Source organism: Aeromonas sp. JL9 (assembly GCF_024436075.1).
Lineage (GTDB): Bacteria > Pseudomonadota > Gammaproteobacteria > Enterobacterales > Aeromonadaceae > Aeromonas > Aeromonas veronii.
Window position 1 is genome coordinate 1 of the sequence record NZ_JANFNV010000034.1, and the last position, 14,188, is coordinate 14,188.

Genomic DNA, 14,188 nt, shown 5'->3' on the forward strand with positions numbered 1-14,188 from the left:
GGGAATAGCTCAGTTGGTAGAGCACGACCTTGCCAAGGTCGGGGTCGCGAGTTCGAGTCTCGTTTCCCGCTCCAATCTCTCTTCGACGTTTTCATAATCTCTTTGAATTGCCCTTCACATCGCGCTGCGATGCTTCGTCGTATCTGGCGTTTACTCCGCGCGTATCTACCACCTCCTGCAAACAGGGGGGCTTACTCTGTGGGCTGATCGAGGCAAGCGGTTGTAACAGGTGGTGGGAGGCGAAAATGGCGGGCAAAAAAGAGGAGGGGCCTTGGCTCCTCCTGCATGATTCACTGGCGCGGGCTTAGACCAGAGTAACGTTCTCAGCCTGAGGGCCTTTTTTGCCCTGGGTCACAGTGAACTGGACTTTTTGACCTTCAGCCAGGGTTTTGAAACCGGTGCTCTGGATGGAGGAGAAGTGAACGAATACGTCCGGACCCTGGGATTGTTCAATAAAGCCAAAACCCTTGGTTTCGTTGAACCATTTTACCTGGCCGGTGCGAATGTCAGACATGTGCTAAATCCTATCAATAACAAAATGAAACTAAGCCCGTGCTGGGCTGCATTTGCCTTGCAAGCAGGGGTTGGCTCATGACTGACCACGTCTCTTTGTCCCAGTAGCACGTAGAACAATCCCTGTCTAAAGCACAAACGATTGTACGTTAGCGCCGATCCTTGTCAATTTGACCCCCTTTCGTTTTTTGAACAAGCTAAAAATATTGTGAAGTCAGTAGCTTATTTGAAGATATTTGACTGAAAAAAACGGGAGGCCAGCGCCTCCCGTTTTTGTTATTCCTTGAGGGCAAACCCTTCGCCCTGCCGGTCGTAGCGGTAAACCGCCTGACCGTAGGAGCGGATCTCCACCCGCTGGATGCGGCGGGTGTCGTCCACCAGGATGAAGATAGAGCGGCCCGATTGCAGGCGGGTCAGGGGACGATCCGGCCCCTCGATGGCGATCAGGCGGCTCAGCTCGGCACCCGGCAACTCGAATTTACGCCAGATGGAGTAGAGGGTCTCACCCGCCTGCACATCGTGTTGCAGCCAGGTACCGTTGACCTTCTCTTCGACTGGTTTAGCTGCCGCGGGGGCACTGCCTGCCGCGCCATTACCGACAGTTAGAGCTTGAGCAGGTACGGCCAGCGGCACTTCCAGCGAGCCGGAAGGGGCGGCTTTGGGAGCGGATGGTGCCGGCTCCCAGGCCAGTACCAGCAACCAGAGCGGGATCAGGATCAGCAGACCTATGGTGTTTTTGCGGGGCAGCGGGCTGGACAGCTTGAATTTGCCTGCTTTGGCATCCTGGCGGCGTTGGCCGAGGTTGCTCATCCCTTGGCCAAAACGTTGGCGCAGGGACAGGGTCGCGGCATTGATGCGATGGAGCAGGGATCCTTGAGATTCGTCTTGGCGACGCTGCTGGGCTCGTCTGTTATGGCCTCGTGGGCGACGGTCCGGGGTGGGCACGGCATTTACCTCTCACTACATTGCCTGCCATCAGGCAAATTCGTCGCCTATGGTAAACGGACTCGCCCCCGAGGGGGAGAGTCCTGAGGCGGAAAATTATCAGCTGAGACGAAATTGACCCAATAATTGCTGCAATTTGTCGGCAGCCTGACGCAAAGCCTGACTGGCTTTGGCCGTTTCGGTCGCATCCTGAGCAATGTCGTTGGCCAGTGCGTTGGTTTTTGACAGGTTGCCGGAGACGGTTTCTGAGACCGAGCTCTGCTCTTCGGCGGCGGAGGCGATCTGATAGGTCATGTCGTTGATGGTGGAGATGGCCTGGTAGATGCTGCCGAGTGCCTCTTCCGCCAGATCCGCTTCGCTCACTGCCTGATGGGTCAGCTGCTGGCTCTGGGTGATGGCATTGACCGCATTGGTGGAGCTCAGGCGGATCTTCTCGATCAACTCCTGGGTGTTCTGTACCGCCTGCTGGGTATTGCCAGCCAGTTTGCGCACCTCGTCGGCCACTACCGCAAAGCCGCGGCCCTGTTCGCCAGCCCGGGCTGCCTCGATGGCGGCGTTGAGGGCCAGCAAGTTGGTTTGATCTGCAATACCCTGAATGACGGTGAGGATGCTGGTGATCTGGGCGCTGTCGTGAGCCAGCCCTTCCACCACTTCGGCCCCTTTACCGGCTTCTGCCGCGACCTTGTGCATCGACTGGATCACCTGCTGGAAGCGCTCCTTGCCCTGATCGGCAGCGCTTTGCGCCTGTTTGGCCGAGTCGGCGGTATTGTTGGCGTGGGTGGCGACCTCCTGACTGACGTAGGACATCTCCTGTACCGCGGTCAGCATCTGCTCCATCTCCGCTTGATGGTGCTGCAGGTTGTTGTCGGTCTGACCGGCGATGCGGTCGGTATCACCGGCATAACGGTTCACCTCGCTGGCAGTCTTGAGCACATCCCCGAGCAGCCCTTGCAGCTTGTCGATAAAGCGGTTGATCCCCTTGGCGAGATCCCCCAGCTCATCGACAGATCGGGTCGTGAGGCGTTTGGTGAGGTCCCCTTCACCATCGGCGATGTCATCCACCAGGCTGACCATCTGACGGATAGGGCCGGTGATGCTGCGGGCAATCACCAGCATGGTGGCCAGCGCCAGCACCAGTACGATAACGGCACCCACCAATTGCTGGGTCATGGCTGCCTGGTTCATGTCGCTCAGCTGGCTTTCCAGTTGATCGGCCCCCGCCAGTACCACCTTGTAGGGCAGGGTGACGATGATGGCCCAGTTGCGGCTCATTCCCGGCACCATGATGGGGACGGAAATACGGAATGACTCGTCCAGCTCCTGACGCTGCACTTCCGGTTTCAGGTACTGCTGCCACTGGTTGCCCAGCACCTTACTTGCGCTGCTGCCGAGCTGGCTGGCATCACCGCTGGTGCCGGTGATGACACCGGCGGCGCTGACGATCAGGGTCTCCCCCTGGCCATCATAGATATTGCTGTTGAGGCTCTTGGCCTGACGGCTGATGGAGTCCACCGCCAGATCGAGGGCTGCGATGCCGCGGAATTGGCCATTCACCATGATGGGGGTGGTGATGGTGCTCACCAGCACCTGCTGACCGTTGATATCCACCTTGAAGGGATCGATCAGACAAGAGCGCCCTTCCCGTTTCGGGCAGGCGTAGTAGTCGTTGGCGGGATTGCCGAATTCGTCCGGGTCGGTTTTTTCGATGGAGAGCAGCAGATCGGTGCCGATTTGATCCTTGTAGCGATAGAAGTAGGGCACGAAGCGCCCCTTGTCGTCACTGCCCAGCGCACTCTGGCCAGCAAAGCTGGCATCCTGACCGTCGAAACCGTTGGGCTCGAAGCCGGCAAAGGCGCCATAGAGCTGGGGCTCCAACGCCAGTTGTGCCTTGAGCAGGTCGGTGGCCTGCTGGCGATCCAGCGGCAGTTTGCCCTGTTGTTGCAGGGCGAGGGCGTTGGCCATCTGCTGGGTGTAGGAGAGCCCTTTTTGCAGCAGCTGGGTGATGGTGGCCGCCTCGGCGCGGGCATTGGCGCTGACCTTCTGCCATGCCTCCTGCTGCAGCGCTTCACGGCTGGAGCTGATGGTGAGTTGTTGGGTTTGTTTGCCGGAGTATTGGTTGAGCAGGATCAGGATGACCAGGGCTGCGGTCATGGCGATCCCGGCCATAACTAGAATGCGATTCTGGATAGAACGGAACTGCATCGTCTCTTCCTTGTTCGTGAGAAGTGTGGTGAGCGTTGTTTGGGTATCGACCGGAGGAGGCAGCTCTCCAGCATTGTGCATAGCAAATCGGAAACGGGGCTTCTGTTTTGCGATCCTCTTCAAATATCGGGCTACAGATACAAATGGCGACAGATTTAATCCCCTACTTTAGCCCGCAATGGCGTCATGGTTTTCCCATCCGTGATTGTCGGTGCTAAAATGCGACGGTTTTTTCTAACGAATTGGCCCAAGGCCCTCTACACAAGGCTTAAAGATGAAAGTCAAAACCCGTTTTGCTCCCAGCCCGACCGGCTTTTTGCATGTCGGCGGTGCCCGTACCGCACTCTATTCCTGGTTGTTTGCAAAGAACCAGGGCGGTGAGTTCGTGCTGCGTATTGAGGATACCGACCTGGAACGTTCCACTCAGGAGGCGATTGACGCCATCATTGAGGGCATGGAATGGCTGGAGCTGAACTGGGATGAGGGCCCCTACTACCAGACCAAGCGCTTCGATCGCTACAACGCGCTGATCGACGAGATGCTGGCCGATGGCCGCGCCTACAAGTGCTACTGCTCCAAAGAGCGTCTGGAAGCGCTGCGTGAAGGCCAGATGGCCAACGGCGAGAAGCCCCGTTATGACGGCAAGTGCCGTGACCACGCCCACGATCACCCGGCCGATGCGCCGCACGTCATCCGCTTCCGTAACCCGACCGAAGGTTCTGTGGTGTTCGATGACCACGTCCGTGGCCGCATCGAGTTTGCCAACACCGAGCTGGACGATCTGATTATCCGCCGTACCGACGGCGCGCCGACCTACAACTTCTGCGTAGTGGTCGATGACTGGGATATGGAGATCACCCACGTGGTGCGTGGCGAAGACCACATCAACAACACCCCGCGCCAGATCAACATCTACAAGGCGCTGAACGCGCCGGTGCCGGAGTTTGCCCACGTATCCATGATCCTGGGTGACGACGGCGCCAAGCTCTCCAAGCGCCACGGTGCTGTCTCCGTGATGCAGTATCGCGATGACGGTTACCTGCCGGAAGCGCTGCTGAACTATCTGGTGCGTCTGGGCTGGTCCCACGGCGATCAGGAGATCTTCAGCCTGGAAGAGATGATCAAGCTGTTCAGCCTGGATGCCATCTCCAAGTCTGCCTCTGCCTTCAACACCGACAAGCTGCTGTGGCTGAACAACCACTACATGCGCAGCCTGGATCCGACTTATGTTGCCAAGCATCTGGCATGGCACATGGAAAACCAGAAGATCGACACCAGCAATGGCCCGGCGCTGGCCGACGTGGTCACCCTGCTGGCCGAGCGCTGCAACACCCTGGTCGAGATGGCTGCCCAGAGCCGCTACCTGTTCGAAGAGTACGAGGCGATCGACGAAGCGGCTGCCAAGAAGCACCTGCGCGGTGTTGCTGCCGAGCCGCTCACCTTGGCCAAAACTAAGCTGGCTGCACTGGATAGCTGGACCACCGAAGCGCTGCACGAGCTGATTGAAGCGACCGCCGCCGAGCTGGGTCAGGGCATGGGCAAGGTTGGTATGCCGCTGCGCGTAGCCGTCACCGGTCTGGGCCAATCCCCTGCCATCGACGCCGTAATGGCACTGGTGGGCAAGGAGCGCGTACTGGCGCGTATTGGCCGTGCGCTGGCGTACATCGAAGCCCGTATGGCTGCCGAGTAAGTTCTGCCGATGTGGCAGGCGAGGGGATAACCCCGCTCTGCCACATGCTGAATAGCAAAAATCCGAAACCACAGGTTTCGGATTTTTTTATGGTCAGAGAGGCGGCTAGGCATAATGGCGGTCATGCCCGACCGAGGAAAGCGGTCACGCGAGCTTGAAAGACTGGATCTGGCTGTCGAGCTCCTTGCTGTGCTGCTCGACCAGCTCGGAGGCCTCTTGCAGCTCGCGCAGCACCACGACGGAGCCTTCGGCGATCTGCTTGACCTGCTCCAGATTGCCGCGCATCTCCTCGGCTACCGAGCTCTGCTGATCGGAAGCGGCGGCGATGTGGCGGTTCATGTCGGCCACGCCCTGTACCCGCTCCACTATGGTAGCGAGCTGATCGCCCGCCTGGGTCACCTGGGCAACCCCCTTGTCGGCCTGCTGCACGCTCTGGGCCATCAGCTCGCCAGCCTGATGGGCATTGCCCTGCAGCTGTTCGATCATCTTCTGGATCTCGACGGTGGCGGCCTGAGCCCGGTTGGCCAGCTCGCGCACTTCGGAGGCCACCACGGCAAAGCCACGACCCGCTTCACCGGCGCGAGCCGCTTCGATGGCCGCGTTCAGTGCCAGCAGGTTGGTCTGTTCCGAGATGCCGCGAATGGTGTCGACCACAGAGCCAATGCGCTCGACTCCCTGCTCCACCTCGTTGACCACGGTGGCGGAGCGCTGGATGTTGCCGGAGAGGGTGTCGATGGTGCTGACGGTGTCGGCGACGCAGCGGCTCCCCTCTTCCGCCAGCTGGCTGGTTTCGGCGGTGGCGTGAGAGGCCTGATCCGCATGGGCGGCCACTTCGCGAATGGCGCCGACCATCTGGCTCATGGCGCTGGCCAGCTGTTCGATCTGGGTGAACTCTTCGTTGATCGCTTCGTTGGCCTCTTCCATGCAAAGGGTCACCTGGGAGGCGATGTCGTTGAGCTCCTTGCAGGCGGCGCGCTGGTTGCCAAACACCTCTTTGAGGTTCTCCTGCGAGTGGGAGACCGCCTTGGCGATGTCGCCGAATTCGTCACGAGACTTGAGCAGTACCTTGTGGCTGAGGTCCCGCTTGGCGAAGCGTTCCAGCAGGCCCACCAGATAGTGCACCTGCTTGACCATCAGGCGGGAGCCGGTGAGCAGCAGGATCACGAACAGCAGCCCCATGATGGCGGTCTCCATCAGACCGGTCCAGAGCAGGCGATTGGAGATCGCATCCGCCTTGGCGGGATCGAGCCCTTCGCTGAGCAGGGTCGCTTCCAGATTGTTGGCGTCAAACCAGAGTTTTGTCAGTAGCAGGAGGGTACTGAACACCATCAGCAGCACCACTTTGGGTACCAACCGGATGTTGCTCATTCTTTTCTCCAGCAGGTTCAGCTGCATTGTCATTCTCCTTTTAAAAGCCGTTTTTTCCTTTGCCCTCAGGACTATCGGCATTATCTTCTCTTTTATTAATTTGCACTGTGCTTAAAGTTGGAAAATGTATGCGACATCACTTAACTCATCTGCGGGCGATGGATCTGCTGATGGCATTTCTGTCGATTATCTCGGTTGTGCTGGTGACGGCTCGCTGGTGGGGCCATGAGAGCCTGACACCACAGACCCTGCAGCTCTTCTATGACCTCGACAGCCTGATCTGCTACTTCTTCCTCGCGCACTTTGCTTATGGCTGGATCCGGGCCTCCGATCGAAAGGCCTATTTCAAGGCCAACTGGATCTATCTGCCGGGTAGCCTGCCGATGGCGGAGCAGCTGCGCTGGGCGCGGTTGATCCAGCTGTGGCGGGTCTATCAGCTGTTCAAGGAGCACCCGGATCTCTGGGCCATGTTCCGTCGCGAGCGCAACGAGACCACCCTCTCCGGTATCCTGTTTCTGTTCTTCCTGCTGCTGGGGGTGGGCTCCGGCGTCATGTACTGGATTGAGTCAGGCCAGCCCGGCAGCCAGATTGAGACACCTTACGACGCGTTCTGGTGGACGCTGGTGACCCTCTCGACAGTGGGTTACGGGGATCTGGTGCCCAAGACAGAGGAGGGGCGGTTTGTCGCCAGCCTGCTGATCCTGTTCGGGGTCGGTCTGTTCGGTGCCATCAGCGGTTTTATGGCCAGCCTGTTTTTGCAGCCCAACAAGGGGGATGGCGAGACCGACAAGTGGCGTCATCACTACAACAACCAGCAAGAGGAGCTGCTGCGGGAGATCCGCGCCCTGCGCAGCGAGGTGCAGGAGCTGAAAAACAAGTGAGGCCGCGGACGGGCAAGTTGCGAGGTGACTTGCAACTCTGCGCTCTTTAATCCGGGGGAGGTGCTTTTTCTTTGCTTGTCCTTTAACCTGCTGGCGGCTTAACATTCAACCTCTTGTCCAAACCTGAAAAAGAGAATCGATCGACCATGCGCGCCCTTCTCGGGATTTTTATCTGCTTGTGTGCCCAACAGGCACTGGCCGATACCCGTTATGTTTCAGACAACATCTTTACCTATATCCACAATGGTCCGGGTACCCAGTACCGGATCCTTGGCAGCGTCAAGGCTGGTGAACCGCTGGAGGTAAAGGCGGTGAACAGCGAGGCCGGTTTCACCCAGGTGGTGGACGGTCGTGGCCGCGAGGGGTGGATCAAGAACAGCGAACTGCAGAGCCAGATCAGCCTGCGCGAGCGTCTGCCCCAGGTGGAAAAAGAGCGCGATGAGCTTAAAGATCGCCTGCAGAACCTTAACGGTGACAACGAGAAACGCTTCACCGAGAAGGATGGTCAGATTGCTGCCCAGAGCAAGGAGATCGCCGCCCTTAAGGCTCAGCTGGTCAGTCAGGGTGAGGAGATGAGCAATCTCAAAGAGCAGAATGATGCCCTGACCCAAAGCTACGACAACCAGGAGCACGACATGCAGATGGACTGGTTTATCCGTGGTGGTGCCATGGTGGGTGCCGGTATCCTGCTTGGTATCCTGCTGCCCATGCTGCCCCGTCGTCGCAGTCGTGGCGATCGCTGGATGAACTGACAGCATCTGGCTGAATGAATTGATGAGAAGGGTCGCCGTGGCGGCCCTTCTTTTTTTGGGGCGTATTGGGGGGATGGGTGGCTGCTTTGCGATAGAGCGGTGGCGGATCGTATACAAAATGAAGTCAGATGACCCTCACGCTTGCTGGTGTATTGGCTTCAAAAGGGAATTCATGGGGGGAATGAGCGATCTTTGTTAAAGAGTGGCAACAAATTCATTTCATATAGGGTGCAACATTGTATACATTATCGGCGTTTCGGCGGCGCGTCCGCCTTTGTCGATATCAGCCCTAGGGCGTACAGGAAGACCCCATATGTTCAAAGCTACTCAAGTGCTTGCCGCTGACTATATCCCCTCTGATCTGGCCGCCCTGCGCGAAGCCATCACCCAGAACTATGTGGTGGATGAAAATGCCTATCTGGCCGAACTGTCGGCCATGTTGCCGGGGGATGGCGCCTCGCTGGAGCAGGTGACCCAGCGTGCCCGTACTCTGGTGACCAAGGTGCGCAAGGAGAGCGGCTCCGGTGACGGTATCGACGCCTTCCTGCAGGAGTACAGTCTGGATACCCAGGAGGGGATCATCCTGATGTGTCTGGCCGAGGCGCTGCTGCGCATTCCCGATGCCGAGACCGCCGATGCCCTGATCAAGGACAAGCTCTCCGGCGCCAACTGGTCCTCCCATTTCCGCAAGAGCGACTCTACTCTGGTCAACGCCTCCACCTGGGGGCTGATGCTGACCGGCAAGATCATCAAGCTCGACAAGAAGCTTGACGGCAACCCGGCCAACCTGCTGGGGCGTATGGTCAACAAGCTGGGGGAGCCGGTGGTGCGCTCCGCCATGTACGCCGCCATGAAGATCATGGGCAAGCAGTTCGTGCTGGGGCGCGACATGAAGGAGGCGCTCAAGGCGAGCCGCAAATCCCGCGAGCTGGGCTACACCCACACCTACGACATGCTGGGTGAATCTGCGCTGACCATGCAGGATGCCGACAAGTATCTGGCCGATTACCGCAACGCCATCGAGGCGGTGGGCAACGAGCGGATCAGCGACGGCGGCCCGGCCCCTTCCATCTCCATCAAGCTCTCGGCGCTCCATCCGCGCTATGACGTGGCGAACCGCGAACGGGTGCTCGGCGAAATGTGCGAGCGGCTGGTGGGGCTGGTGCGTTTGGCCCGCGACAAGGATGTGGCCATCAGCATCGATGCCGAGGAGATGGACCGACTCGAGCTGTCGCTGGATCTGTTCGAACAGCTCTACCGCTCCGATGCCAACCGTGGCTGGGGCAAGCTCGGCATGGTGGTGCAGGCCTACTCCAAGCGCGCCCTGCCGGTACTCTGCTGGCTCACCGCGCTGGCCCGCGAGCAGGGTGACCTCATTCCGGTGCGCTTGGTAAAAGGCGCCTACTGGGACAGCGAACTGAAATATGCCCAGCAGGCGGGCCTGCCCGGCTATCCGCTCTTTACCCGCAAGGCGGGCACTGATATCTCCTACCTCGCCTGCGCCCGTTACCTGCTGAGCGAGCCGACTCGCGGCTTTATCGCTCCCCAGTTCGCCACCCACAACGCCAATACCGTGGTCAGCATTCTGGAGATGGCCGGCGATCGCCAGTTTGAATTCCAGCGCCTGCACGGCATGGGGGAGGAGCTGCACAACGCGGTGCTGAACGACAATCCCGGCCTGCACTGCCGCATCTACGCGCCGGTCGGCGCCCACAAGGACTTGTTGCCCTATCTGGTGCGCCGCCTGCTGGAGAACGGGGCCAACACCTCCTTCGTTCACAAGCTGGTGGATCCCAACACCCCGGTGGACTCGCTGGCCGAGCACCCGCTGCGCACCCTCAAGCGCTACTCCGGCTTTGCCAACGACCGGATTCCGCAGCCGGTGAACCTCTTCACCGACCGCAAGAACTCCAGCGGCGTCAACATGAACATCCTCTCCATCCAGCGCCCCTTCTTCGCCCGCTTGAAAGAGCTGGAGAGCAAGCAGTGGCTGGCAGGGCCCATCGTCGATGGCGAGACCCTCAAGCGCAGCGAGGCACGAACCGTGCTGAGCCCGCAGGATGTGAGCCTCACCGTCGGCAAGATCCACTGGGCCGATGAGCAGGCGGTGGAGCAGGCCTTGGCATCTGCCCACGCCGCCTTCCCGCGCTGGCGCGAAACCCCGGTGAGCGAGCGTGCCGCCGCGCTAGAGAAGCTGGCGGATCTGCTGGAAGCGAACCGCGAGCAGTTTGTCTCCCTCTGTACCCGCGAGGCGGGCAAGCTGCTGCAAGATGGCATCGACGAGGTGCGTGAAGCGGTCGATTTCTGCCGCTACTACGCGGTGCAGGCCCGCAGCCTGATGGGGCAGGCGACCCTGCTGCCCGGCTACACCGGCGAGCAGAACGAGCTGTTCCTGCAGGGGCGTGGGGTGTTTGTCTGCATCAGCCCGTGGAACTTCCCGCTGGCGATCTTCCTCGGCCAAATCGCCGCGGCGCTGGCCACCGGCAACACCGTCATCGCCAAACCGGCGGAGCAGACCGGCCTTATCGCCCATCTGGCAGTGACTCTGGCCCATCAGGCCGGTATTCCGGGCGACGTGCTGCAACTGCTGCCCGGTGACGGTGCCACCGTGGGTGCCAAGCTGACGGCGGATCCGCGCATTGGCGGCGTCTGCTTCACCGGCTCCACCGAGACTGCCAAGCTCATCAACATGACCCTGGCCCAGCGCGATGGCGCCATCCTGCCGCTTATCGCCGAGACCGGCGGCCAGAACGCCATGATCGTCGACTCCACCGCCCTGCCGGAGCAGGTGGTGCGGGACGTGGTGAGCGCCGCCTTCCAGAGCGCCGGTCAGCGCTGCTCGGCCCTGCGGGTGCTCTACCTGCAGGAGGAGATCGCAGAGCGGGTGCTGGAGATCCTCACCGGCGCCATGCAGGAGCTGAAAGTGGGCAACCCGGCCGAGTACAACACCGACGTCGGCCCGGTGATCGATGCCGATGCCAAGGCGGGGCTGGATGCCCATTTGGCCCGGATGATCCCGCGAGCTCGCCTGATTGCCCAGGCGCCGATGCCCGCCGCGACCATGGAGGGACACTTCGTTCAGCCGACCGCGCTGGAGATCGGCTCCATCCGCGAGCTGGCCAAGGAGCAGTTCGGCCCCATCCTGCACGTGGTGCGCTACGCCACCCGGGATCTGGACAAGGTGATCAGCGACATCAATGGCACCGGCTACGGCCTGACGCTCGGGATCCACAGCCGCAACGAATCCCACGCTGAAGAGCTGGCGAGCCGCATCAACGTCGGCAACGTCTACATCAACCGCAACCAGATCGGCGCCATGGTCGGGGTGCAACCGTTCGGCGGGCAGGGGCTCTCCGGCACCGGCCCCAAGGCGGGTGGCCCTCACTATCTCGGGCGGTTTGTTACCGAGAAGACCCGCACCATCAACACCACGGCTGTGGGCGGCAACGCCTCCTTGCTGGCGATGGGCGATGCCTGATCGGCGCAGCGAGAGAACGATTGACAGCAGGCCGCCTTCGGGCGGCCTCTTTGTTGATGTGCTCCTCTTGCTCGCCGTTTTGGCCCCGGCGGGACGAAGATCGGAGGCGATTTTGTTGGGGCGGCGGGGTCGTCAGTGGCGCTTGCCAGTCGTAAGATGGGGGCCATTCGCGCTATTTTGCCCCTGCTGCAGCCTGCTGTGACCGTGGCGTTGTTTAATCTGACTTAACGAGAGTGTTTATCCGATGTCATTAACTGAACAAGCCCGCTGGTTTGTCGTGGCGGGTGACCATCAAATCCTGCTCGATGAGGCGGGTCAGGTGCCGAGCGGCGTGAAGGCGTGCCTGCCCGCAGCGCTGGCCGGTGCCCGTTTCGAGCGTTTTGATGAGTGGCAGGGGTTGCCCTGCTATCTGCTGGATCTGGGTGATGAGGCCGACACGAGCGCCATGAGTCCGCTACGCCAGCTGATGGTGGCGGGGGACGAGGAGGGCTTTCGTCTCGCGGGCCGAGCCTGGCAGCTGGTCACCTTCCGCCGTACCCACCGTTTCTGCGGCGAGTGCGGCGCCCCCATGACCCCGAAGGCGGGGGAGTGGGCGCAGGTGTGCCAGCAGGGGCACAGCGTCTATCCGCGCATCTCCCCCTGCATCATAGTGGCGGTGCGCAAGGGGCCGGAGATCCTGCTGGCGGCCCATCGTCGTCACTATCAGGCGGACGATCCCATGTATACCGTGCTGGCTGGCTTTGTGGAGGCAGGAGAGAACCTCGAGCAGTGCGTGGCGCGGGAGGTGTTCGAGGAGAGCGGCATCCGGGTGCGCAATGTGCGTTATGTGGCGAGCCAGCCCTGGCCCTTCCCTCACAGCCTGATGATGGGCTTTACCGCCGACTACGAGAGCGGCGAGATCAAGGTGCAGGATGACGAACTGGTCGCCGCCGCTTTCTTTGCTGCCGACCGGCTGCCGCGTTTGCCGCCCCACGGCACCATTGCCCGGCGGCTGATCGAGTTGTCACTGGCTGGCGAGGGGTAACGGCGCTTATCTTTTCGCCAACCTTTTTGCACTTCTTTTTAAAAACGGGGCGCTCTGGTTTGCGCCCCTTCACATCTTTGCAACCGATCACCCATTTGCCACGTTTTGGGCAGTCCGCTTGACTGGGCAAAGTGGTATTATGACCGCCATTTTATGCGTGATATGAATTCAGGAACTGGGATGAAAGAGCTGAAGAACGATCGATACCTGCGCGCTTTGCTGCGTCAGGATGTAGACATGACGCCGGTATGGATGATGCGCCAGGCAGGGCGCTATCTGCCGGAATACAAGGCGACTCGCGCCCAGGCGGGGGATTTCATGTCCCTGTGCCGCAATGCCGAGCTGGCCTGTGAAGTCACCCTGCAGCCGCTGCGCCGCTACCCGCTCGATGCCGCCATCCTCTTCTCCGACATCCTGACCGTGCCCGATGCCATGGGGCTCGGTCTCTACTTCGAGCAGGGTGAAGGCCCGCGCTTCGAGCGCCCGATCACCTCCATGGCCGACGTGCAGGCGCTGCCCATTCCGGATCCGGAAGATGAGCTGGGCTACGTGATGAACGCGGTGCGCACCATCCGCCGCGAGCTGAAGGGCGAAGTGCCGCTCATCGGCTTCTCCGGCAGCCCATGGACCCTGGCCACCTACATGGTGGAAGGGGGCAGCTCCAAGGCGTTCACCAAGATCAAGCAGATGATGTACGCAGAGCCGCAAACCCTGCACCTGCTGCTCGACAAGCTGGCCGACAGCGTGATTGCCTACCTCAACGCCCAGATCAAGGCGGGTGCCCAGGCGGTCATGGTGTTCGACACCTGGGGCGGCGTGCTCACCCCGCGCGATTACCGCGATTTCTCCCTGCAGTACATGCACAAGATTGTCGATGGTCTGATCCGCGAGCACGACGGTCGCCGCGTGCCGGTCACCCTGTTTACCAAGAACGGCGGTCAGTGGCTGGAGCAGATCGCCGCCACCGGTTGCGATGCGCTGGGTCTGGACTGGACCACCGACATTGCCGACGCCAAGCGTCGGGTCGGTGACAAGGTGGCGCTGCAGGGCAATATGGATCCCTCCATGCTCTATGCCACTCCGGCTCGCATCCGTGAAGAGGTCGCCTCCATTCTGGCCGGTTTCGGTCACGGCAATGGGCACGTCTTCAACCTCGGCCACGGCATCCATCAGGATGTGAACCCGGAACACGCTGGCGTGTTCGTCAACGCGGTACACGAGCTCTCCGCCCAGTACCACGGCCGCTAAGGCCGGGGCGAGAGAAGAATAGTGTGATTGAAATTCGGGGCCGTCAGGCCCCGTTTTACATTTTAAAAAGCGTCGCGACGACGAGCG

10 protein-coding genes are annotated in these 14,188 nt (G+C 60.6%); 6 read left to right on the forward strand and 4 right to left on the reverse strand.

From position 1 onward, the window contains the following. Positions 1-304: 304 nt before the first annotated feature. The 3 genes from NOM06_RS18045 to NOM06_RS18055 form a co-directional block, all read right to left on the reverse strand. Positions 305-514 (reverse strand): cold-shock protein, encoded by a 210-nt coding sequence (locus tag NOM06_RS18045; protein ID WP_005338972.1) that lies wholly within the window; start codon positions 512-514, stop codon positions 305-307. 275 nt (positions 515-789) lie between these two features. Then, complete coding sequence (locus NOM06_RS18050; protein ID WP_103250429.1) at positions 790-1,458, reverse strand: LysM-like peptidoglycan-binding domain-containing protein; 669 nt, start codon at positions 1,456-1,458, stop codon at positions 790-792. Between the two features lie 99 nt (positions 1,459-1,557). Next, the gene (locus NOM06_RS18055) at positions 1,558-3,660 is read right to left on the reverse strand and encodes a methyl-accepting chemotaxis protein (protein ID WP_255912631.1); all 2,103 of its coding nucleotides are present in this window, start codon (positions 3,658-3,660) and stop codon (positions 1,558-1,560) included. A 274-nt stretch (positions 3,661-3,934) separates the two neighbouring features. On the opposite strand from NOM06_RS18055, the gene gltX reads away from it, so the two are divergent. Continuing rightward, entirely contained in the window at positions 3,935-5,350 is a 1,416-nt protein-coding gene (gene gltX, locus NOM06_RS18060) for a glutamate--tRNA ligase (protein WP_255912632.1), read from the forward strand. Positions 5,351-5,494: 144 nt separating this feature from the next. Here gltX and NOM06_RS18065 read toward each other — a convergent pair whose 3' ends face one another. After that, on the reverse strand, positions 5,495-6,745 hold the full coding sequence (locus NOM06_RS18065; protein ID WP_255912633.1) for a methyl-accepting chemotaxis protein: 1,251 nt from the start codon (positions 6,743-6,745) through the stop codon (positions 5,495-5,497). A 101-nt stretch (positions 6,746-6,846) separates the two neighbouring features. Here NOM06_RS18065 and NOM06_RS18070 point away from each other — a divergent pair, with 101 nt between their 5' ends. From NOM06_RS18070 to hemE, 5 genes are all read left to right on the forward strand, one after another. Continuing rightward, positions 6,847-7,599 (forward strand): potassium channel family protein, encoded by a 753-nt coding sequence (locus tag NOM06_RS18070; RefSeq protein WP_005354446.1) that lies wholly within the window; start codon positions 6,847-6,849, stop codon positions 7,597-7,599. A 146-nt stretch (positions 7,600-7,745) separates the two neighbouring features. Then, positions 7,746-8,351, forward strand: coding sequence for a TIGR04211 family SH3 domain-containing protein (locus NOM06_RS18075; RefSeq protein ID WP_255912634.1), 606 nt, complete (start codon positions 7,746-7,748; stop codon positions 8,349-8,351). 313 nt (positions 8,352-8,664) lie between these two features. Further along, a complete protein-coding gene (gene putA / locus NOM06_RS18080; RefSeq protein ID WP_255912635.1) occupies positions 8,665-11,829 on the forward strand; it encodes a bifunctional proline dehydrogenase/L-glutamate gamma-semialdehyde dehydrogenase PutA in 3,165 nt (1,054 codons plus the stop codon). A gap of 244 nt (positions 11,830-12,073) precedes the next feature. Further along, positions 12,074-12,853: an NAD(+) diphosphatase gene (gene nudC, locus NOM06_RS18085; RefSeq protein ID WP_255912637.1), complete on the forward strand. Its 780-nt coding sequence runs from the start codon at positions 12,074-12,076 to the stop codon at positions 12,851-12,853. Positions 12,854-13,033: 180 nt separating this feature from the next. Continuing rightward, positions 13,034-14,101, forward strand: coding sequence for a uroporphyrinogen decarboxylase (gene hemE, locus NOM06_RS18090; RefSeq protein ID WP_005335440.1), 1,068 nt, complete (start codon positions 13,034-13,036; stop codon positions 14,099-14,101). Positions 14,102-14,188: the final 87 nt, after the last annotated feature.

Bases quoted from the DNA above. Each gene is read 5' to 3' on its own strand.
- gltX (WP_255912632.1), top strand. From the start codon at position 3,935: ATGAAAGTCAAAACCCGTTTTGCTCCCAGCCCGACCGGCTTTTTGCAT.
- NOM06_RS18055 (WP_255912631.1), bottom strand. From the start codon at position 3,660: ATGCAGTTCCGTTCTATCCAGAATCGCATTCTAGTTATGGCCGGGATC.
- NOM06_RS18075 (WP_255912634.1), top strand. From the start codon at position 7,746: ATGCGCGCCCTTCTCGGGATTTTTATCTGCTTGTGTGCCCAACAGGCA.
- NOM06_RS18045 (WP_005338972.1), bottom strand. From the start codon at position 514: ATGTCTGACATTCGCACCGGCCAGGTAAAATGGTTCAACGAAACCAAG.
- NOM06_RS18065 (WP_255912633.1), bottom strand. From the start codon at position 6,745: ATGCAGCTGAACCTGCTGGAGAAAAGAATGAGCAACATCCGGTTGGTA.
- NOM06_RS18070 (WP_005354446.1), top strand. From the start codon at position 6,847: ATGCGACATCACTTAACTCATCTGCGGGCGATGGATCTGCTGATGGCA.
- nudC (WP_255912637.1), top strand. From the start codon at position 12,074: ATGTCATTAACTGAACAAGCCCGCTGGTTTGTCGTGGCGGGTGACCAT.
- putA (WP_255912635.1), top strand. From the start codon at position 8,665: ATGTTCAAAGCTACTCAAGTGCTTGCCGCTGACTATATCCCCTCTGAT.
- hemE (WP_005335440.1), top strand. From the start codon at position 13,034: ATGAAAGAGCTGAAGAACGATCGATACCTGCGCGCTTTGCTGCGTCAG.